The organism is Paenibacillus montanisoli (genome assembly GCF_003268025.1).
GTDB lineage: Bacteria > Bacillota > Bacilli > Paenibacillales > Paenibacillaceae > Paenibacillus_Z > Paenibacillus_Z montanisoli.
The window spans coordinates 1266097-1287051 of record NZ_QLUW01000002.1; the positions used below are offsets into that span (position 1 = coordinate 1266097).

The window sequence follows — 20955 nt, forward strand, 5'->3', positions numbered from 1 at the left end:
CTAGCTTATACCTCCTGCTGCCAATGCTTGCTCGCGAACGTCGGCAGGCGCGACGGTTCTTTTCTGCAGCGCGGCTTGATGGATCGCTTCCAATACTTCCTGGTTGCGGTAGCCGTCCGGAAGGGACGGCAGCTCCTCGCGGACATGGCCGCGGATCATATCGACGAAATCCTGCATTTGCGTGATGTGATACTGCTCGGGCACTTTATGAACGCCGTTCACGCTGATCGCCGGATCCCCTGCGTCAGCCTGCGGCTGAATCCAGGTCAGCTCCTGGCCCCGCTCGCAGCTGACCGAGATCGTGCCGAGGTCGCCATATACGGTCACTTCCAGCTGGTTGCCGGAGCCATAAGCGTTGCGCGACGTTTGGAATACGCCGGCCGCGCCGCATTCCAGCGATGCCAGGAAGCCCGTAAAATCATCCACGTCGACGGTGCCTTCCTTCCCCGTTGCCGGATTGGGACGGTTAACGATAAACGTCTTCATCTGTGCCGACACTTCCGAAATTTCGCCGACAATAAACCGGGCTGCGTCAACCATGTGCGAGCCGAGATCGCCGAGCGCGCCCGTTCCGGTCATTGCGCTTTGATAGCGCCAGTTCATCGGCGTGCCGACCATCGCTACGCCCCAGGACTGCAAATACTGAACGAAGATATGGCGGACCGTGCCAAGCTTGCCCGCGCGGATCAAATCGCGTGCATAGCGGAAGGAAGGCACGTACCTGTAAGAAAAGCCGACCATCGACGGGATCCGATTTTGCTCATATAGCTGGTATAGATCGAACGCTTCTTCATATGTCCGGGTGAACGGCTTCTCGGTCATAAACGGCTTCCCGTGCCGCAAACAGCATTTGACGATCGCATGATGAACGATATTCGGCGTAATGGACAAGACGGCATCCACGTCGCGGTCCGCAATGATCGCTTCAAAGTTGGTGTAACGCTTCCCCGCCGAAATGCCGAGCTTATCGCCTGCCCGTTCGACGGCCTCCTCGTTCGCATCGCATATTGCCGCTACGCTGACGCCCTCGATTTTGGCCAAATGCTCCATGTGCACGTTCGCCATGCCGCCCATTCCGATAATGCCGATCCTGATCTCTTTCATGTTGCTCCCCATCCCTCAAATCTTATTGATTGGCTTTCGCCCATTCATCCAGCTGCTTCTGCTTCTCCGCAATGATTTTGTCCATGCCGGCCGCCTTCATCTTCTCGATGAATTCCGAAATGTATTTCTCCGGATCGACGGAGCCGGTCACGATGACGTTCTTGAATTCCTTCTCCACGTTGCTTGTCGCCGCTATTTCGGTTTTGACGGGCTCCGCATTGAAAGCAAAACCTAGCGCGCGGGACTTCTCCGCGCCTTTGTTGTATGCCGCGTAAGCTTCCCATTTCTGCGGGTCTTCGCTGGCCCAGAGATGCACGAGCGGCAGGTTGCCGAGCATCCAATTCCGGGTCGGCGGGTAACCGGAGCTGCCGGCATCGACGCCTTCCGGGAAATCGATCACGTTGTCGGACTTCTTCACATAATGCTTGCCCTCGATGCCGTTGATCAGCAGGTTCATTATGTCTTTGTCCGTGTAGAGCAGGTTGACGAATTGCATGGCGCGCGCCGGATCCTTCGACGTTCTGGAAATGGCCAGCACGGCGCTTGTCGCGTCCGTCGTGCTTGTAAACGGCGTTGCTAACTGAACTTCAACGAGCTCTGTGCCTTGATTGCGGGAATTATCCAGATTAGAGCCCGGCTTAAACGAGCCCGTTTGCGCGAAAGCTTTGCCGGCGCCGAGCGCCTTGCCGATATCCTGCAGCGTTGCTGCGTCTTTATTGATATAGCCGGCCTCGTACCATTTGCGCATCAGCTTCGCGTATTCCATGTATTTTGGATCTTCGATTTTATTAATGACCTTCAGTTCGGTTCCGGAGCGAACCAGCTCGCCCGGACCTTCGCCAAGCATATCGTAGTAGCCGTAATCGAGAATCATCGCCGATGGAGAGGCGCCGCCCGTCGTAATGAACGGAGTCACGCCCGGTTCGTTTTCTTTAATCGTCTTGAAGAGCGGTTCCATGTCGGCAAGCTCTTTCACTTGGGACAGGTCGAATTTATATTTTTCGACGAGGTCCTTTCGAAGGATCAGGCCTTTATCCGCCGCAAACTCTTTGTTCGCAACCATGCCGTACAGTTTGCCGCCTACGCGAGCCGCATCGACAATCGCCGGATCGATCGTTTTCAAGAAATCCTGGCCGTATTGGTTAACCAAATCGTCCAATGGGATGAATTGCCCCTTGGCCACCTGCTGCGTGAAACCGAACCACCCTGCGGTGAACATCAGGTCGAACGGCTCGTCGGAGGCGAACATCAGATTCGTCTTGTCGCCCCAAGCGCTCCAGTCGATCGATTTGATCTCAAGCGTTGCGTTTATTTTTTTCGTTAAAATTTTGTTGACTTCGTCCAGAACAAGCTTCTGATCCTTCGGCTCCGGCCCTGGAAATACCATCACGATATTGTAAGGGTCCAGCTTCGAGTCTCCGGATGCGTTCGTGCTCTTGTTTGCGTTTGCGCTGTTGCCAGCATCCGCGGAATTCGCGTTGTTGTTCCCTCCGTTGCTGCCGCAGCCTGCTGCGACAAGCGAACATGCGAGCAGAAGAGGAAGAACGAGATGATGCCTTTTGCCCATTTGAATACCCTCCCGATGATCTCTTAGTTTCTTTATACTAAACCGGAACGGATCGTTCCGGACTTAGCCTTTCACCGCGCCTACCGTTAAGCCTTGCACAATGTACTTCTGGAAGAACGGATAAGCCAAAATAATCGGCCCGATCCCGATGATGGCCATCGCCATCCGGATCGTTTCGGTCGGCGCGTTCGCCAGCAGCTGCGACTGCCCGGAATTGCCCGCCTGACTCAGCAGCACTTGAATGTCCAGCAGCGTCTTGTTCAACAAGTACTGGATGCTGAAATTTTGCGCATCGCTGATGAAGATCAAGCTGTTGTACCAGTCGTTCCAATAAGCCAGCGTACTGAATAGGCCGATGGTGGACAGAACGGGCAGCGACAAACGCAGGATGATTTGCCAGAAGATCCGAAGCTCCCCGGCTCCGTCTATGGAAGCAGACTCGATGATCGACGGCGGAATCGTATTCATAAAGAAAGTGCGCATGATGAGAATATTGAAGCCGCTCATGAGCAAATTCGGGATGATCAGCGCCAGCAGCGTGTTGTCGATGCTCAAATATTTGGTATACACGAGATACCACGGCACCAAGCCGCCATTGAACAGCATGGTGAAGAATACATAGAAAGTCATGCCGGTCCGGAACGGAAAATCGCGTCTGGACAGCGGATAGGCGAACAACGCCGTCATGAGCAGCGAGCTTATCGTACCCGCTGCCGTCACGAGAATCGTGACCCCGTACGCTCGCAGAATCGTGTGCGAATCCTGGAACAGGAACCGGTACGCGCTGAAATCAATCTGATGCGGAAGAATCGAATAGCCGTGAATGAGCAGCGACTTTTCCTCCGTAATCGAAACCATAAAAACCAGCAGAAGAGGGAAGACCGTAGCGGCGATATAAACCAGAAACAGCAGGTGTATCATCCACTGCATGCTCCGTCCCCTTGAAATTACGTTCATGTTCATTTTCCCCTTTGCTCCGTTAAAATAGTGCATGCTCGTTGTTGACCTTGCGCACGATGGCGTTCACGCCGAACACGAGCAGGAAGCCGAGTACCGACTGGTATAGCCCTGCGGCGGAAGCCATGCCGATGTCGCCCATTTGGAGCAAAGCTCTGTACACGTACGTATCGATGACATCCGTTGTCGACATCAGTGCGCCGGAGTTCATCGGAACCTGGAAGAACAAGCCGAAGTCCGCATTGAAAATCCGGCCGACCTGCAGCAGCGTCAGCGTCATGATGACCGGCATGATGAGCGGAACCGTAATGGAACGCACTTGCTGCCATTTGCTTGCCCCGTCCAGTACCGCGGCCTCGTAATATTCCGAATCGATGCCGACGATCGCCGCGAGATAGACGATGCTGAAATAGCCGATGCTCTTCCAAGCGTTGACGATGACGAGGATATACGGCCAATACTTCGGCTCGCTATACCATGAAATCGCATCGATTCCGAGCGGCTCCAGGATCAGCTTATTGACGAATCCGAATTCAACGCTGAGGAAGCTGAATACGAGATAGCCGATGATAACGGCGGACAACAGGTAGGGCAGCAAAATAATGCTTTGATAAAATCGCGACACAAGCTTGCGCCGGATAGCGTTCAGAAGAATCGCGACCGTTACGGCCATTACGACGTTAATGACGATAAACACCGCATTATAGAGAACCGTATTGCGGGTGATGATGAACGCGTTCTCCGTTTTGAACAGAAACTCGAAGTTTTTGAACCCGACCCATTCGCTGCCCAATATTCCTTTCGTATAGCTAAGATCCTTGAAAGCAATGATGACCCCGAACATCGGCAGGTAGTTGTTGATCAGAAAATAAAGCAGTCCCGGAATCGTCATGATGATCAAGACCCGGTACTTGACGATAGCCTTCCATAGTGAGCCTCTCTTCGCAGCGCTGGGCACCGTTCGCATCCTTCATCTCTCCAAACTTCGTTGTGAATATAGCTTTATTCTAGTCCGCTTCTGCATTTCGACCTACTCGTATGGTGACATCCTCGATACCGATTATGACAAATAATAAAAGCCCGTCCGGAGGTTGCTCCAGACGGGCTTTAGCATGTATGGCTCGTTCTAATTTTCCTTGGCAAACTGTCTCCGGTATTCTTGCGGGTTCATCCCGTAGTACTTACGGAACAGCTTGGAGAAGTGAGAGAAGTTCGTATAATGAAATGCCTTCGCGATATTGCTTACCGACTCCTCGGTGTACAGCAGCATCTCCTTCGCTTTCTTCATCCGCTCCTCGACGATGTAGTCGGTCAAGCTGACGCCGGCTTCTTTCTTGAACAGCCGTGACAAGTACGCGGAGTTAATATGGGCGAACGCGGCTAATTCCTCACGGGAAAGATCATCAAACAGCCGGTCAATAATATAGCGCTTCACCTTATCGACGACCGAAGATTCCGTATCTAGCAGCGACAAATGCATCGTAACGGTATCGATCATGCGCTGCGTGCGCTCCTGCAGCGAATGGAGCGACCTGATCGCGCTCGCTTCGTCCAGCATGGAGCCGTCCGGAAACACCGTCCCGACCGAAATGCCCCTCTTATGCAGCACATAGTATACGGTTTGCAGCAGCGCATGATAGAAGGCGCGCAGCGTTTCGCTCGTGACGTTCGCATCGCTGCGCAGGTTCGCGAATACTTCATCGGATAAAGCGAGCAGTTCGTCCCGCTTCGCATGCTCTAACAGCTCCGACCATTGGAATAGAGCGGGCAGGCTCGTCTCGCGCGCCTCCGCCGGCTGCTCCTTGAAGAACAGCACAGCTTGCGAGCGCGTGACATTATGGTGTTCCATCTGAATTAGAGCGTTATACAGCCTAGACACTTCATTCAAAGGCACCCAATCGCCGATGTAGCAGGATAATGTGCAGTACAAATAAGTCGCGCAGGCTTCGATATACCGCGTGCAGCGCTTCTTGATTTCATCATAATGCAGCCTGCCCTTGCCCGCTTCGCCGCCGCTTGGATCATCGAAGAACAGCGCGAATTGGACGCCGCTGCCATCCTGCAGCACCTGCCCGGGCATGCCGGCGAGCAGCAGCTCGTCCGCTGTATTGCGGAGCGCGAACTCCATCATCTCCTCGTCCCTCGTGTTCAGCGCCTTGCCCCACTGCTCGACGCCGATCAGAATCGGCAGCACGCGCGTATCCGCCGAAAGGGGCATCAGGCTGGCAGAGAGCGCGCGTTCGATGTTGTCCCGGGTCGGAATGAGCCGCTGCCAGAACAAGTCCTGCCAGAACCGTTCATACAGCAAGTCCTTGCTCTTCTCCCACTTGGCGTATACCTGCTCGTAGGCTTCGCTCCGCTTCTTCGCGTCCTGCGCGGCAGCCACCTTGTCCAGCGCGCTATGCGCTGTGTCCTGCAGTTCGCGGTAATCGACCGGCTTGAGCAAATAATCGAAGCTCCCTAAATGAACGGCCCGCTGCGCATATTTAAAGTCGGCGTGGCAAGTCAGGAAGATCGTTTCCATCTCTAGCTGCTGCTCCTTGACCCACTCCATCAGACTAATACCGCTGCCTCCCGGCATTTCAATATCGCATACCATGACATCGATCGGCGTCTGCCGAAGAATTTGCTTCGCTTGCTCCGCGTTATGAGCTTCATAGATGGCTCCGAACCCCAGTTTGTCCCAATCGACGCCGCTCTTTAAACCTTCGATCGCAAACCATTCGTCATCTACCAGAAGCAGATTGTACATATTAGCCCCCTCCTTTCTCCGGCTTCATGGGCGGCGATGAATAGGGCAGGCGAAGCGTGACGACCGTGCCCTTCGGTTGACCCCGCTCGAACAGCAGCTCGGCAGCCCCGCCGTACTGCAGCTTCAGCCGATGCCGCACGTTCCAGATGCCGAGATGGCCGTCTTCGAAATCCGCGTGGATATCCTCGCGCTGCAGCTCCTGCAGCTGATCTTCGGCAATGCCGACGCCGTTATCGGCAATGGCGATTTCATAGTACGGAGCATCCTCGGCAGCTGCCGGCTTTGCGGCTACTTTAATCATGAAAAACTCCGGCCCCATCTCAAAGCCGTGCACGATAGCATTCTCGACGAACGGCTGCACGATCAGAGGCGGCAGCGTTTCCCGTTCCAGCCCCGGCGCGATCGTCAGCTCGTAGCGCAGATATTGCGGAAAGCGGAGCTGCTGAATTTCCAGGTAACTTTGCAAATGCTCGAACTCAGTGTTGACGCTCACGCTGCTCAGATTCGTTCTCGTGACGAAGCGGAAATATTTTGAGATATGGGTCGCCATCTTCTTGATGAGGTCGGTCTTGTTCAGCTCCGCCAAATTATAGACGATATTGATGGCATTCAGCAGGAAATGCGGATTGATCTGTACCTGCAAATGCTTCAGCTCCGCCTTCTGCGTCCGGATATGCTCTTCGTACACATCGATCTTCAAGTCATGAACCTGCGACGCCATATCGTTGAACGTATCGTTGATGATGATGAATTCCTTTGAGCCCCCCGCCATCAGCCTCGTCTCAAGATCGCCGCGCTTGATTTGGCGCATCCCTTTGATCAGCTCGTACATCGGCTTCAGCAGCGTACGCTGGAGCAGCAGCAAGTAAACGGCAAGCACAGCCAAGCCGATTAGCGGGATGATGTAGAACAGCCTTTGAAAATAAGGCAGCTGCTGCAGAAGCGTACTCTCCGGTACGAGCACAGCCAAGTGCAGCGGGGCATACCGGGACGCCGTCGCCACGAGCAGGTAATCGTTCTGACCGCTTGCGCGCAGCCTTATGTAGCGCTCGTTCTCAGCGGGTAACGGAAGCTTCCCGCCAGGAGAGTCTGTCTCCTGAATGCCAGCCTTCGTAAGCGGCGTACCGTCGCTTGCGATAAATAGCGCCTGTCCCTGCTTGCCGAGAGATACATAGCTGAGCGGCACCATCAGCTTATCGAGCTCGGTCCAAGCGCCGACGACTTGGCCGTATTCCGTGGGTACGAGCCTCACGATGGCGAGCTCGCCGCCCTGGCGAATGATTCTCCACGTCTTCTCTCGCAGCTCCTTATCCGAATGGCTAGCAATGTAGCTCTTTAGCACCTGCGTCACTGACTCGAGTTTAGCTTCATCTCCTCCGCGAAAGGCCGTGCTCAGCAGCTCATTCTCCGCTCGGCCATACGCGTAAATCAGATTGACATTCGGATAGTTGACCAGATCCTGCGTCATTTTGTTTTGCACGCGCACCTTCGCGAAGAAGTAATCGGCGCTGCCAGGCTCTGATTTGCCGTAGCGCGGCAGGTTTTCGTTCAGCACGACGAAATTGTACAAGTAGGTTTCCGCATCGACAAGCGTGCGGTCGATCTCGTTCCGGTACATCGACAACAGATTTTTATTCGATTGGCCGACTTCCTCCCGCACGACATCCATGGCATAAAAGTTGTTGTAGAGCAGCAATGCGAACAGCGGCACAGTAACCGACAAAAATCCGATGATAAGCTTCGTTCGAAGGGATGCCCGCATAGCCGTCCATCACGCCGCTTTCCGGTAGTAGTTTGTTATAATGCCTCCATTTTACATGAAGGCGGCTATACAGCCAAACGGTTACAAGACATAGCAAAAACGCCCCTGCATCGGGGGCGTCAGGCTGTCGAAAAAGGAGTTTGACGCAATTGCCTCATGCCGCCAAACATACGCTAACGGTTGCCACGCACGTTATATAGCTTCAAAATGGCCCTTTTGAAATGCTAACGGTTCTCAGACACGCTAATTGGCGATTGGGGCAGCGTATTCTTCCGATTTGGGCCAAATAACGCCTCTGGCGACCGTTAGATTTTAAGAAAGGCTATTTTTATTTAAAAAAGAACTGGAGCATCCGTTAGAATTTTCGGGCGATCTCTCATGCTAGAGCACGCCAATTAAACGATGGCGGGATTCTCTGCAATCTGAAGGAACACACTGCATCAGAGACTTTTCGCTTTCTCTGCCCCGGCTAGCGGCTACGCACTTCAAAGATGCCGAACTTCAAGTAATGCCCTTCGTTTACGCCGACGATCTGCGGGTGATCCTTGCCTGCCGCCCGCCATTCGATCAGCCGGAGCGTCTTGCCCGCGTCGATTGCGGCCGCCTGGATCGTCTCCAGGAACAGCTCTGGCCGCATATGGTAGGAGCAGCTTGCCGTGACGAGGTAACCGCCTTCGTTGACCAGCTTCATCCCGTGGAGGTTGATGTCCTTATAGCCCCGCACCGCGCCTTCGATCGCGGTTCTTGACTTCGTGAACGCAGGCGGGTCAAGAATGACGACGTCCCATTTGCGGCCGGCCTCGTCCATCTTCTTCGATGTGTCGACCTTCGCGGAGGCGCGGTTCATTCGCTCTTCGATTCCCTTCACTTGGCGGCGGAGATAATCGAACGCATCATCCACGACGAATTCGACCCGGTCCTCGAACCCGTTGCGGATGACGTTGCGCCGCGCCGTTTCGATGGCATGCTCGGATACGTCCAGACAGGTCACTTTCTTCGCGCCGTATTTGCAGGCGTGCAGCGTGAAGCTTCCCGTATGGGCGAAGCATTCCAGCACCGTTGCTCCGTCCCAATACGGAAACGTGACCACTTTGCCGTTCGAGTTCACCGGCACTAGCTTCTCTTCATTGAGCGAGGCCAACGTGCCGGTATCGTCGGATTGAACCGTGCCGTTAACGGGAACGGAACCGGCGGTCTTCAATTGAATGCCGCTGCGGGCACCCCAGCCAAGCATCAGCGGCGCGATGGAAGCGCGATTCTCGCGTTGGTCGAAGAAATAGCCGGTTTTCTGGCCTTCTACGATGTCCACTTCCATGTGCAGGCCATTCTCCGTTATTTCGACGATGCGCGGGCACTCTCCATAAAGGACGCCTGTCCGCTGCTCGGTTCCTTCCAGCTCCCGGACCGAAACGTCGCTGCGCTCATATATGCCCTGCGGAGCAAAGACGTCGACAAGCGCGGCGACGATCGCATCGCGGCGGATATCCATGCCCAACGTCAGCAGCTGCACGACAAGGACGCCGCCGAACCGGTCCACGATCAGCCCCGGCAAGAAATCCGCCTCGCCATAGACAAGACGGCAGTCATGGCCCTGCACGAAACGGCTCCGATGCTGCGCGCACTGCAGGAACCGTTCCCGGAAGAACGCTTCGTCCATCGCCTCGATCGGATGATAGGAAATGGCGCGAACCGTAATTTGCGAGCTCGGGTTCCAGTAGCCCGTCGCCAAGTAGCGTCCTTGATGCGTGACAAGGTCCACCAAGTCGCCGGGCGCCGCCTCTCCTTCCACACGGTTTATTTCGCCGGCAAATACCCAGGGGTGTCCGGCCTCCAATCGTTTCTTGCGGTCACGCTGCAAAATCGCCTTCGCGCGTTCCATCGTTGCTCTTCATCCTTTCGGCAGCTTTGCAAGGCCGTACTTGTCATGCTCGTCCCGCCTGCTGCATATGTATCGTTATTCTTAGTTAAAGGAGCGTTCCACCATGCTGACTTTCATTTTGTTCCGCATGCTTGGCGGATTTATCGTCTTCATGCTCGGCATGAGGGCGATGGAGCTGGCGATGCACCGCTCCGTCGGCCATCGGCTCCAGGACGTGCTGCGCAAATCGACCGCGACCCCGCTGCACGGCTTGCTGGTCGGTACAGCAACAACGGCTGTACTGCAGAGCAGCACAGCCGTTACCGTTATCGCGATTGGACTGGTCAACGCCGGCGTGCTCACCTTTCCGCGCACGCTAGGCATTATTCTTGGCACGAACATCGGAACCTGCCTCACGACCGAACTGATCGGACTCAATTTGGGCAGCCTCGGCTGGCCGCTGTTGAAGCTATCGCTCGCCGCTTGGCTGCTGACCGCGCTGTTCGGCGAGATCGGGCTTGGCGGCGGCAGCCGTGCAGGACGCTGGCTGAGCCGGTTCTTGTTCCCGCTGCGCAATGCGAGCGTAGTGATCGGCGGCTTCGCCTTGCTGCTGATCGGCATCGCCCTCATGCAGTCCGTCGCGCCCGCCGTACAGGCGACGGACTTCTTCCGAAGCTTCATGAGCCGCGCGGAGGACAGCGTCCTCTGGGGGCTTGCAGCAGGAACCGTGCTGACGGCCGCCGTTCACAGCAGCGCCGCCGTCATAGGCATCGTCATGGGGCTTGCGGAATCCGGCGCGATGCCTCTTGAAGTCGGCGTCGCTATCGTACTCGGCGCCAATGTCGGGACATGCGTAACCGCCGTATTAGCCGCGATCGGAGGGACGCCGTCCGGCCGCTTCGTCGCTTTGTCGCATGTGCTGCTCAACGTCGGAGGAGCCGTTCTATTCGCGCCGCTTGCAGGCGAGCTCGGTGCGATCACGGCATCGCTGACTCCTTCGCCGTCAGGACAAATTGCCCATGCCCAGACGATTTTCAACATCCTCTGCTCCTTGATCGCACTGCCGATCTGCTATCTTCCGCGGCTTCGAAAACTTACCTCGGCTTAAGCTTCCGCTAGCTACCGTTCACGTTAAGTCCAAGCAGGCGCAGCGCTCCGGCAAGAATCCGGTCATTGTTGTTGTATCCGGACTGCCTCTGCCTGCGCCATGCTTCCATCGGCTCGAACCATTCCACGCCGCGGATCTCCTCCACCTGCGCCTGCAGCTTGCCGCCTACAGCCTCCACTAAGTAATAGTGGACTTCCTTATCGACAAGCCCTTTGGACTCATGGTTGTATTTGTACTTGATCTGGTCGATCGGCGATACGATGACGCCTTCCATCCCGGTCTCTTCGACGATTTCGCGAAGGGCTGTTTGCTCAATGGTTTCGCCCGGCTCCATTTTGCCTTTCGGGAGCGATATTTTGCCGTAACGGTCCTGGATCAGCTGCACCTGCAGCTCACCGTTCACCTTACGGAATACGACTCCGCCCGCTGAAATTTCCTTCATCTTGAGTACCCCCTTCGCGCTTTTTGGCACTTATACGGTTACGCTCCTATGTACAGCAAGGATTCTTGTCGCGCCCTATCCGGGCCGCTTAAGAATCCTCGCAGCTTTGTCGTTGACGCTTACGCCTGCATCGCTTGCGGCTCTGCTGCGCGAATGGCCGTTTCCGGGCGTACGGCGGACGCGGTATGGCTGTCGATGACCCGCACCAGCTGACCGTAGCATTCGTTAACGCCGGCTTCGGTAATTTTCACTCGGCACAGCTCGCCGATGAGCGATTCCGAGCCTTCGAAGACAATTTGAATGTAGTTGTCGGAATAGCCCATGATGCGGCCTGAGCCTTCCGAACCTTTATGCTCTCGCTCAGGGATGACATCAAGCACTTCACCGACATATTTCTTCCCGTATTCGAGCTGCATCCGCTCGGACAGGTCGATGAGCTTATGGACGCGCTCGTTTTTCACTTCTTCGTCGATCTGATTCTCCATCCGCGCGGCAGGCGTTCCCGTCCGCTTGGAGTACGGGAATACATGCATCTCTGCAAAGCCCATTTGCTCCATGAACGCAAATCCGTTCTCGAACATCTCATCCGTCTCGCCAGGGAAGCCGACGATGACGTCCGTCGTGATCGCGACGCCAGGCATCGCTTCGTGAAGCAGCTTGATTTTCTCGGCGAATTGCTCCACCGTGTATTTGCGGCGCATCCGCTTCAGCACGTCATTGTCGCCCGCCTGCAGCGGAATATGAAGGTGGCGGCACATTTTGCTGGAACGGTTCAGCACGTCGATCATCGCCTCATCGATCTGGCTCGCTTCAATGGAGCTGATCCGAATCCGCTCGAGTCCTTCGATCGCATCAAGATCCCAAAGCAGATCCGATAAACGGTAGTTCTCCATATCATCACCATAACCGCCTGTATGAATGCCTGTAAGCACAATTTCTTTGTAACCGGCTTCGACCAGCTGGCGGGCTTGGTTGATGACGCTTTGCGGATCGCGGCTGCGGGACAGACCGCGCGACCACGGGATGATGCAGAAGGTGCAGAAGTTGTTGCAGCCTTCCTGGATTTTCAGAAACGCGCGCGTGCGCTCCGCAAAATCCGGCACGTCGAGCTCTTCAAACTCGCGCGTCTTCATAATGTTGCGGACCGCGTTGACCGGCTTGCGCTCCCGCTGCAAATCGGCAATATACGACATCAGCTTGTCCCGGTCCTGTGTTCCGATGACAAGATCGACGCCCTCGATCGCGAGAATTTCCGCAGGCGAGGTTTGGGCGTAGCAGCCCGTAACCGCGATGACCGCGTCCGGGTTGCGGCGAATCGCACGGCGGATAATTTGCCGGCTCTTCTTGTCCCCCGTATTCGTGACGGTGCACGTATTGATCAAATAAACATCAGCTGTAGTCGTTTCGAAGTCGACCTGCTCATAGCCTTCGTTCTTGAACAGCTGCCAGATCGCTTCCGTATCGTAGAAGTTAACTTTGCAGCCTAGTGTGTAAAAAGCAACCGATGGCATAGTTGTTAAACGCCTCCCATTTCTCCGGATTCATACATGAGGCAGGCGAGTCCAACCATCGCAGCGGTTTCCGTGCGTAAGATTCGCTTGCCTAGGCCGACAATGACGGCGCCAGCCTCTTCTGCTTCCTCGGCTTCACGTTCCGTGAAGCCTCCTTCGGGTCCGACGATGAGCAGGATAGTCCGCTCCTCGTCTCCCCAGCCTTCAGCGCGGGCAGCAATCGCATCGCGCAATCCGTGCCCGCCGCCTTCCTTCTCATAACAAAACAGCGCCAAGTCGTAGTCAGGAATGCGAGCGGCCAGCTCCCGCCAGGACGCCACCGGCTCAATCGCCGGAATGCGGCTGCGGTGCGCCTGCTCGGCAGCTTCCTTCGCAATCTTGCCCCAACGGTCAAGCCGCTTGGCTTCTTTCTTCTCATCATATTGAACGATCATCCGCTGGGATTGAAACGGCAGAAAGCTTGCGGCGCCGATTTCCGTTCCCTTCTGAATGACGATTTCCATTTTATCGCCCTTCGGCAAGCTTTGCGCGACGGTCACGGTCCAAACCGGCTCCCCGCTAAACGGCAGCCATTCGGCCACCTCCGCCTCAACCTTGCCCGGTGACAAGGAACGGATCGTCGCTTGCGCGACCCGAGCGCGGCCGTCGCTGACAATGATGGCGTCGCCGGCTTCCATCCGCATCACGCGAGATACATGATGGGCATCGTCGCCTGTGAGCACAACGCGATTGTCCGTTATCTGCTCCGGCGTGACAAAATATCGTTGCATCGTTGGCAGAACCTTTCCAGTCAAATCACAGACCGCAATCGATGGGCCCATGTCAAAACTCCAACCTACATCATACACGTTTTGCTCCCGCTCCGCTAGGTGGTTAAACATTTTCCAGAGACGGCGAACTTGAGCGGATTACATCAGGAAATCAGTCCACAGCGTGGGCCAGTCAACCGGCGAGAATACCTGCTCGAACGTATCCCGGCAGAACAGGAAAATGTCGATCCAAACCGAGAAGAGCGGATCCAGCGTCTCGCGGCGGAGTGCAGGAATAAAGACGATCAAAAGGAAAAGGAATATCCCCCACTGCGCGTGCTGGTCCATTTTGATCCGCACTTTCAGTGGCACCAAATCTTGAATGATTCTATAGCCGTCCAGCGGCGGAACCGGAATAAGGTTAAACAAAAACAGCAGTACGTTAATCGTAATCAAATAATAGGAAAAATGCCCGATCGCTTGTTGAACGCCATGCGAAGCCGAATTCAAGTAGCCGCTCTCATTTACAAGATAGACCAATAAAATGCCAACGACCGCAGTCAGCAAATTGCTGAGCGGCCCCACCGCCGATACGACAATGCCCATCAACCGGGGATGCTTGAAGCGTCCCCGGTTGACCGGGACAGGCCTGGCCCAGCCAAAGCCCGCGACAAGAAGAAGAATCGTCCCCATCACATCGAGATGGGCGCGAGGGTTCAGCGTCACCCGGCCGGCATCGTAGGCCGTGCGGTCGCCGAACTTATAGGCGCTGTAGGCATGGGCGAACTCGTGCAGCGTGAATGCGATCATCAAGACGAGAAAGATAAAAGGCAAATCCTTCAGCGGATACCACAAAAAGTCCTGCACCGGTTGTTCTCCCCCTAAACGTTTTTACGAAGTTTCATGCTTACTCCGGTTTTTTCGCTACGAAAGCAATCCAATCCTGATCGCGCTGGCGATCGATAATCGTAAATCCGGCTTGCGCGAGGCCGGCCTCGACGGCTTCCTCCTTGTTCTTGAAAATACCCGAAGCGATGTACGTGCCGCCTGGCTTGAGCGCCGCGTATACATCGTCAATGAACAGCAAAATGATCTCCGCGAGGATGTTCGCAACGACGACATCAACCGGAACCGTGACGTTCAGCTGCACTGCCGATTCGCCGCCGGTATTCAGTACGCCAAGCAGGTCGCTGAGATGGACCTGAATCTTGTCCTCCAGCTTGTTCAGCTTCGTATTCTCTATCGCGGAGCTGACCGCGATCGGGTCCAGGTCCAGCGCAAGCACGCGGCGCGCGCCCAGCAGTATAGCGCCGATCGCCAAAATACCGGAGCCGGTCCCTACATCGATCACTTCTTCATCGCCCGTGATGACGGTCTCCAGCGTGCGCAGGCAAAGCGCCGTCGTCGGATGCGTGCCCGTCCCGAACGCCATGCCCGGATCAAGCTCGATGATCCGCTCTTCCGGCAATGGCGAGTATTCTTCCCATGTCGGCTTGATGGTGAGCCGCTCCGAGACGCGAATCGGCTTGAAATATTGCTTCCACGCGGTTGCCCAGTCTTCTTCGTCGACAATCGCTCTTGTAATCTTATAATCTCCCGGATCGATATCGAATTCGCGCAGCTGATCGATCTTCTCCGGCAGCTCCGCCATCAGCGCGTCAATGTCCGTATCGACCTCGGAGAAGTAACCTTTAATGACCGCTTCGCCTTCCGGAATATCGTTAAGCGGGTGCTCATACCATTGCCCTAGCGAGGTGTCCCGCTGTTTGTTCAGCGTGCCCGATTCTTCAATGGATACGCCATCGGCATCCATTTCATGCAAGAAGTTCGAAATCATCTCGATCGCTTCTTCCGTCGTCGAGATTGTCAGCTCATGCCATTTCACTTGTAAAGATCCCCCTGATCGCGTTAGATGTTCTAATTGTCATTTTAAACCTATCTTGTCTATTCTACACTAGAAGGCCGCCGCATACAAAAAAACAAGCCCCTGCGGCCGAAGCAGCCGCAGAGACTTGTATCGTTTACTTGATATAGGTTGCCGGATACGAAACGGACCCGGTTTTAGCAGAGTCTGAGAAAGCGATGAGCGCGGCCAGCGTATGAAGGTTATCCCGGCCGGACAAAGCAGGCTCGCCGCCGTCCTGAATACGTGCCGCAAACTCGGCCAGCACGCTGTGGATCCCTTGCTTCGAATCCGGCAGCGGCCCGTTTTCGTAGGAGATGAACCGTTTATTTTGCTGCGCGTCGACGATGTAAACGCCGTAGCCTTGGCCGAGATCGCCCAGATGGATCGAGCCTTCCTGGCACTGAATGCGCCATTCGCCTTCCCATGGGGAGGATAACCCTTTCGAAACGAGGCTGCCCAGGTAGAAAACCGGCATGCCGTTATCCAGCTCCATGCTGGCTTGTACGTTCGGATGGCCTTTGTACATGCTGCCTTCGATGTTCCACGTCTTGCCGGACACGGACTTGATGTTGGATTCAAACAAATAGCGAATCATATCCACATGGTGAACAGCCATTTCAAGCAGCATGAAATTGTCCATCACCTGCTGATAGTCTTTGCCGAAATGATCGTAGAAAAATTGCGCCTGCACGAAGAGCGGCTGGCCGACTTCGCCGATGGCGTTTTTGAGCGAGAGCACATGGTTCTGGTACCGGTAATTTTGGCTGACCATCAGAATAAGCCCTTTTTGCTTCGCCAGCCCGACAAGCTCGCAGGCTTCGCCGATATCGAGCACGAACGGCTTCTCGACGAGCACATGCAAGCCTTGCTCCAAGGCCGCTTTGCAGATCTCATAATGGTAAGGGGAAGCCGCCGTGACGAAGACGGCATCCGCCTCAAGCGCCGCAAACGCTTCCTTGTAATCGGTGAAGCAATTCTCTTCCGGAACTCCGAGTTCCGCCGCGCAATTCTTGAGCCGATCCGGGTTGATCTCCGCAACGCCCGCATAGCGGAAATCCTCGGAGGCCTTCACGAAATGAAGAGCAACCCCGAAACCGTGCATGCCGAGCCCGACTTGAATCAATTTCAATGTCATTTTACGTCGTCAACCCCTTTGAATAAATAACCGACCCGTCCGCCTTCCGGCATAATTCCGTAAATATAAACGGCAACCATCTCCTCCGTCACGACCAGGGAATGCTCGTCGCCCCGCTTCGTCAGCACCATGTCGCCAGGGCCGATCTCATACGTGTCGCCTTCCGTCGTACATGTGCCACTGCCGCTTATAATGATCCAATATTCGTTGGCGTCATGATAGTGCAGTTTTACGATATCGCCGACCTTCAGGTGGTTAATGCCGTAATGGCTGAGCTCGCTCCATTCGGGGTAAACTTGCGTGCTATTGTAATAATTGACAGGCACCTTTGGTTCCTCCTCGGGCTTGGTTCGCTATTGGTTTTGGTTCTACTTGGTTCTACTTCGTCATTCTATGTTCATATTGCCACAGGTCGAAACGTTTCACAAGGCTGGATAATCTCATCTGGTTCGTTAAAGCAAAAAAGACCGAGTCCAGAGCAGATTGTCCTGCCCCTAACTCGGTCTCTAATCTTACATCGTAGCCGTTCCGCCGGTTTGTTCGATCAAATGAAGCGCGCGGTCGATCAAATCGTCACCGACCGTCGCCGTAAACGACGCGCCGTCAGTTCCTCCATCCACTTGAAGCACCCGCAGCGATTGCAGCTTCAGCTGCGCTTCGCGGGCTCCCTGCCCGTTCTGGAAAGTGGCATGGATGGTCGCGGTCATAGCTGCTCCCTCGACTGCGCCCTGGCATCGGCTTCGGCAGCCCGCTGCATCGCCTTTTTATCATCCTCGTCGGCCAGCTCCTCCGAGAACTCCACGTCTTCGTTTTTGCCGATCGGCAGCTCTGCGAAATTTTGTTTAGTCAGATCTTGTTCGCTCATGGTACGCTCCTCCGCTTCAATGACTTGTTATAATCACGAAGGTTAGCATGAACAAGTGAACGCGATCTTATGCCTGCCCGCCATGAAGCGGACTAGTCGCCCCGGAACGCTTTCTTCATCTTCTCGAAGATCGATTCGTGGTGCTCATGCTGAGGCTCTCCGCTGACGCTTGCCGTGCCGACGCCTGCGAATTGGCGAAGCAAATCCTTCTGTTCCTCGGTCAGGGATGTCGGCGTTACGACGGTAACTTTCACATGCTGGTCGCCTTGTCCGTAGCCGCGAAGACGCGGAACCCCTTTTCCTTTCAAGCGGAAATAGGTGCCCGTCTGGGTGCCGGATGGAATTTTCAGCTTGACCTTCTCCGTCAGCGTCGGGATCTCGATCTCATCGCCGAGCGCGGCTTGAGCGAAGGTCAGCGGTACTTCGCAGTAAATATCGTCGTTCTCGCGCTCGAAGAAATCATGCGGCTTCACGCGAATCACAATGTACAGATCTCCGGATGGGCCTCCGCGTGTTCCGCCTTCGCCTTCGCCGGACAAACGGATTTGAGCGCCTTCATCGACGCCGGCCGGAATTTTCACATTGATTTTACGCTGCTTCTTCACTTTGCCCGAGCCATGGCACGTACCGCATTTTTCTTTGATGATTTTGCCCGCGCCGTGACAGTTCGAGCACGCTCTGCGGTTCACCATGCGGCCAAACGGCGTATTCTGCACCACTTCCTGTTGGCCGGTGCCGCGGCAGACCGTACAGGTCTCCGGCTTCGTGCCCGGCTTGGCGCCAGAGCCTACGCAAGTGTCGCAAGTTTCTGTCCGCGGAATCGTGATTTCCGTTTCTTTGCCGAATACCGCTTCCTTGAATTCGATCGTCATCGTGTACTGCAAATCGTTGCCGCGCTGAGGAGCGTTCGGATCGCGGCGTCCGCCGCCGCCGCCGCCGAAGAACATATCGAAAATATCGCCGAAGCCGCCGCCGAAATCGCCCGCGCCGCCGAAGCCTTGGTTCGGATCGATATGCCCGTGCCGGTCATACGTATCGCGTTTGCCTGCGTCGCTTAGCACGTCGTAGGCTTCCTTCACTTCTTTGAATTTCGCTTCCGCATCCGCCGCTTTGTTCACGTCCGGATGATATTGGCGCGCCATCTTTCGATACGCTTTTTTAATGTCATCGTCACTGGCGTCTTTCCCAACGCCCAGCACCTCGTAATAGTCCCGCTTATCTGCCAAAATCCGTCACCCCGTCTCCTATTTGCCTATATACCCATGATTGCTTAGACATGCGAAAAACGGCTGCGCCGTCCAAACTTTTTTCGGACGGCGCACCGTTTACGGATAACTTTACACCATAACTTATTTCTTGTCGTCTACAACTTCGTAATCCGCGTCGACTACATTGTCTCTGCCTTTAGCTTCGCCTGTGCCGGCGCCCGCTTCCGGACCTGCGCCTTCCGCGCCTTGAGCCGCTTGCGCTTGCTCATACAGCTTCACGGAAAGCTGCTGTACGATTTCGGTCAGCGCTTCTGCAGCCGCGTTGATTTGCTCGACATCGTCCGTTGCGATCGCTGCCGTTACTTTTTCTTTCGCTTCGTTCGCTTTCGCGATTTCGCTCGCGTCTACTTTATCGCCAAGCTCTTTGATCGTTTTGTCGACGGAGTAGACCAGCTGGTCGGCGCTGTTCTTCGCTTCAACAAGCTCTTTGCGTTTGCGGTCTTCTTCCGCGTTCAGCTCCGCGTCTTTCATCATGCGGTCGATTTCTTCCTCGGACAAACCGCCGGAGGACGTAATGGTGATCTTCTGGCTCTTGCCTGTTCCTTTGTCAAGCGCAGATACGTTTACGATACCGTTGGCGTCGATATCGAAAGAAACTTCGATTTGCGGTACGCCGCGCGGTGCCAAAGGAATGTCGCCGAGCGTAAAGCGGCCAAGCGTTTTGTTGCCTGCAGCCATTTGACGCTCACCTTGCAGCACGTGGATTTCAACGCTCGGCTGATTGTCCGCATACGTCGAGAACACTTGCGATTTGCTAGTAGGGATTGTCGTATTGCGTTCGATCATCTTCGTGAATACGCCGCCTGCCGTTTCGATGCCGAGCGACAGCGGAGTTACGTCGAGCAATACGACGTCTTTCACGTCGCCAGTCAATACGCCGGCTTGAACAGCTGCGCCCAAGGCTACAACCTCGTCCGGGTTAACGCCTTTGTGCGGCTCTTTGCCGATCAGCTTCTTCACCGCTTCTTGAACGGCAGGAATACGCGTCGAACCGCCGACAAGGACGACTTTATCGATGTCGCTTGGGGACATGCCGGCATCGCTAAGCGCTTGACGAGTCGGGCCAAGCGTGCGCTCTACGAGACCAGCGGACAATTCTTCGAATTTCGCGCGAGTCAGGCTGAGCTCCAAGTGCTGCGGTACGCCGTCAACCATGGTGATGAACGGCAGGGAAATCGTCGAAGTCAGCATGCCGGACAGCTCTTTCTTCGCTTTCTCAGCCGCGTCCTTCAAACGTTGTACAGCCGCTTTATCTTTGGAAAGGTCTACGCCTTGTTCTTTCTTGAATTCGGAAACGAGGTAGTCGATGATGACTTGGTCGAAGTCGTCGCCGCCGAGACGGTTGTCGCCGCTAGTCGCTTTAACTTCGAAGAAACCATCGCCCAGCTCTAGGATCGATACGTCGAACGTACCGCCGCCAAGGTCATAGACGAGGATCGTTTGATCTTCGGATTTCTCAAGACCGTATGCAAGCGCTGCTGCAGTCGGCTCGTTGACGATACGCAGCACTTCAAGGCCTGCGATTTTGCCCGCATCCTTCGTCGCTTGGCGCTGGCTGTCGTTGAAGTAAGCAGGAACGGTAATTACCGCTTGCGTTACGTTTTGACCAAGGTAAGCTTCTGCGTCAGCTTTCAATTTTTGCAGGATGATTGCCGAAATTTCTTGCGGCGAGAAATCTTTGCCGTCGATTACTTCTTTATGGTTCGTGCCCATGTGGCGCTTGATGGACATGATCGTGCGGTCAGGGTTTGTGATCGCTTGGCGTTTCGCCGATTCGCCGACGATACGCTCGCCGTCTTTCTTGAAGCCGACGACGGACGGCGTCGTGCGGTTGCCTTCCGGATTCGGGATAACGACGGCTTCGCCGCCTTCCATTACCGCTACGCAAGAGTTGGTTGTACCAAGGTCGATACCGATTACTTTACTCATAATTAGAATTCCTCCTCAAAAGGTCATGACTGGCTATATGCG

The 20955-nt window shown here is 55.1% G+C and carries 19 protein-coding genes; 1 reads left to right on the plus strand and 18 read right to left on the minus strand.

Annotated features, from left to right (window positions below):
- The 7 genes from DL346_RS15370 to DL346_RS15400 all read right to left on the minus strand — a co-directional run bounded on the left by DL346_RS15370 (position 1) and on the right by DL346_RS15400 (position 10021).
- Positions 1-1104, minus strand: a complete 1104-nt coding sequence (locus tag DL346_RS15370) for a Gfo/Idh/MocA family protein (protein WP_112882938.1) — start codon at positions 1102-1104, stop codon at positions 1-3.
- Between the two features lie 22 nt (positions 1105-1126).
- Positions 1127-2671 carry an ABC transporter substrate-binding protein gene (locus DL346_RS15375; RefSeq protein ID WP_112882939.1) on the minus strand — a complete coding sequence of 515 codons (1545 nt, stop codon included), beginning with the start codon at positions 2669-2671 and terminating at the stop codon, positions 1127-1129.
- 63 nt (positions 2672-2734) lie between these two features.
- Positions 2735-3628, minus strand: coding sequence for a carbohydrate ABC transporter permease (locus tag DL346_RS15380; protein WP_112883155.1), 894 nt, complete (start codon positions 3626-3628; stop codon positions 2735-2737).
- Between the two features lie 22 nt (positions 3629-3650).
- The gene (locus tag DL346_RS15385; protein WP_240633182.1) at positions 3651-4595 is read right to left on the minus strand and encodes an ABC transporter permease; all 945 of its coding nucleotides are present in this window, start codon (positions 4593-4595) and stop codon (positions 3651-3653) included.
- Between the two features lie 159 nt (positions 4596-4754).
- Positions 4755-6380 (minus strand): response regulator transcription factor, encoded by a 1626-nt coding sequence (locus tag DL346_RS15390; RefSeq protein WP_112882940.1) that lies wholly within the window; start codon positions 6378-6380, stop codon positions 4755-4757.
- A gap of 1 nt (position 6381) precedes the next feature.
- Positions 6382-8142: a sensor histidine kinase gene (locus tag DL346_RS15395; protein WP_112882941.1), complete on the minus strand. Its 1761-nt coding sequence runs from the start codon at positions 8140-8142 to the stop codon at positions 6382-6384.
- A 469-nt stretch (positions 8143-8611) separates the two neighbouring features.
- Positions 8612-10021: a class I SAM-dependent rRNA methyltransferase gene (locus DL346_RS15400; RefSeq protein WP_112882942.1), complete on the minus strand. Its 1410-nt coding sequence runs from the start codon at positions 10019-10021 to the stop codon at positions 8612-8614.
- A 103-nt stretch (positions 10022-10124) separates the two neighbouring features.
- Here DL346_RS15400 and DL346_RS15405 point away from each other — a divergent pair, with 103 nt between their 5' ends.
- Positions 10125-11108 carry a Na/Pi cotransporter family protein gene (locus DL346_RS15405; protein WP_112882943.1) on the plus strand — a complete coding sequence of 328 codons (984 nt, stop codon included), beginning with the start codon at positions 10125-10127 and terminating at the stop codon, positions 11106-11108.
- A gap of 7 nt (positions 11109-11115) precedes the next feature.
- Here DL346_RS15405 and DL346_RS15410 read toward each other — a convergent pair whose 3' ends face one another.
- The 11 genes from DL346_RS15410 to dnaK all read right to left on the minus strand — a co-directional run bounded on the left by DL346_RS15410 (position 11116) and on the right by dnaK (position 20913).
- Positions 11116-11550, minus strand: coding sequence for an NUDIX hydrolase (locus DL346_RS15410; protein WP_112882944.1), 435 nt, complete (start codon positions 11548-11550; stop codon positions 11116-11118).
- Between the two features lie 119 nt (positions 11551-11669).
- Complete coding sequence (gene mtaB, locus DL346_RS15415) at positions 11670-13061, minus strand: tRNA (N(6)-L-threonylcarbamoyladenosine(37)-C(2))-methylthiotransferase MtaB (RefSeq protein WP_112882945.1); 1392 nt, start codon at positions 13059-13061, stop codon at positions 11670-11672.
- A gap of 5 nt (positions 13062-13066) precedes the next feature.
- The gene (locus tag DL346_RS15420) at positions 13067-13882 is read right to left on the minus strand and encodes an RsmE family RNA methyltransferase (protein WP_338066309.1); all 816 of its coding nucleotides are present in this window, start codon (positions 13880-13882) and stop codon (positions 13067-13069) included.
- 87 nt (positions 13883-13969) lie between these two features.
- The gene (locus DL346_RS15425; protein WP_240633183.1) at positions 13970-14677 is read right to left on the minus strand and encodes a site-2 protease family protein; all 708 of its coding nucleotides are present in this window, start codon (positions 14675-14677) and stop codon (positions 13970-13972) included.
- A gap of 40 nt (positions 14678-14717) precedes the next feature.
- On the minus strand, positions 14718-15695 hold the full coding sequence (gene prmA, locus DL346_RS15430; RefSeq protein ID WP_112882946.1) for a 50S ribosomal protein L11 methyltransferase: 978 nt from the start codon (positions 15693-15695) through the stop codon (positions 14718-14720).
- Positions 15696-15831: 136 nt separating this feature from the next.
- Positions 15832-16851: a Gfo/Idh/MocA family protein gene (locus DL346_RS15435; RefSeq protein ID WP_112882947.1), complete on the minus strand. Its 1020-nt coding sequence runs from the start codon at positions 16849-16851 to the stop codon at positions 15832-15834.
- Positions 16848-17177, minus strand: coding sequence for a cupin domain-containing protein (locus tag DL346_RS15440; protein ID WP_112882948.1), 330 nt, complete (start codon positions 17175-17177; stop codon positions 16848-16850). Before DL346_RS15440 ends, DL346_RS15435 begins: the two co-directional genes overlap by 4 nt.
- Before the next feature lie 186 nt (positions 17178-17363).
- Positions 17364-17558, minus strand: a complete 195-nt coding sequence (locus DL346_RS15445; protein ID WP_112882949.1) for a hypothetical protein — start codon at positions 17556-17558, stop codon at positions 17364-17366.
- On the minus strand, positions 17555-17716 hold the full coding sequence (locus DL346_RS15450; protein ID WP_112882950.1) for a YfhD family protein: 162 nt from the start codon (positions 17714-17716) through the stop codon (positions 17555-17557). Before DL346_RS15450 ends, DL346_RS15445 begins: the two co-directional genes overlap by 4 nt.
- Before the next feature lie 92 nt (positions 17717-17808).
- Positions 17809-18942, minus strand: a complete 1134-nt coding sequence (dnaJ, locus tag DL346_RS15455) for a molecular chaperone DnaJ (protein WP_112882951.1) — start codon at positions 18940-18942, stop codon at positions 17809-17811.
- Positions 18943-19065: 123 nt separating this feature from the next.
- Positions 19066-20913 (minus strand): molecular chaperone DnaK, encoded by a 1848-nt coding sequence (gene dnaK, locus DL346_RS15460; protein WP_112882952.1) that lies wholly within the window; start codon positions 20911-20913, stop codon positions 19066-19068.
- Between the last annotated feature and the right edge of the window lie 42 nt (positions 20914-20955).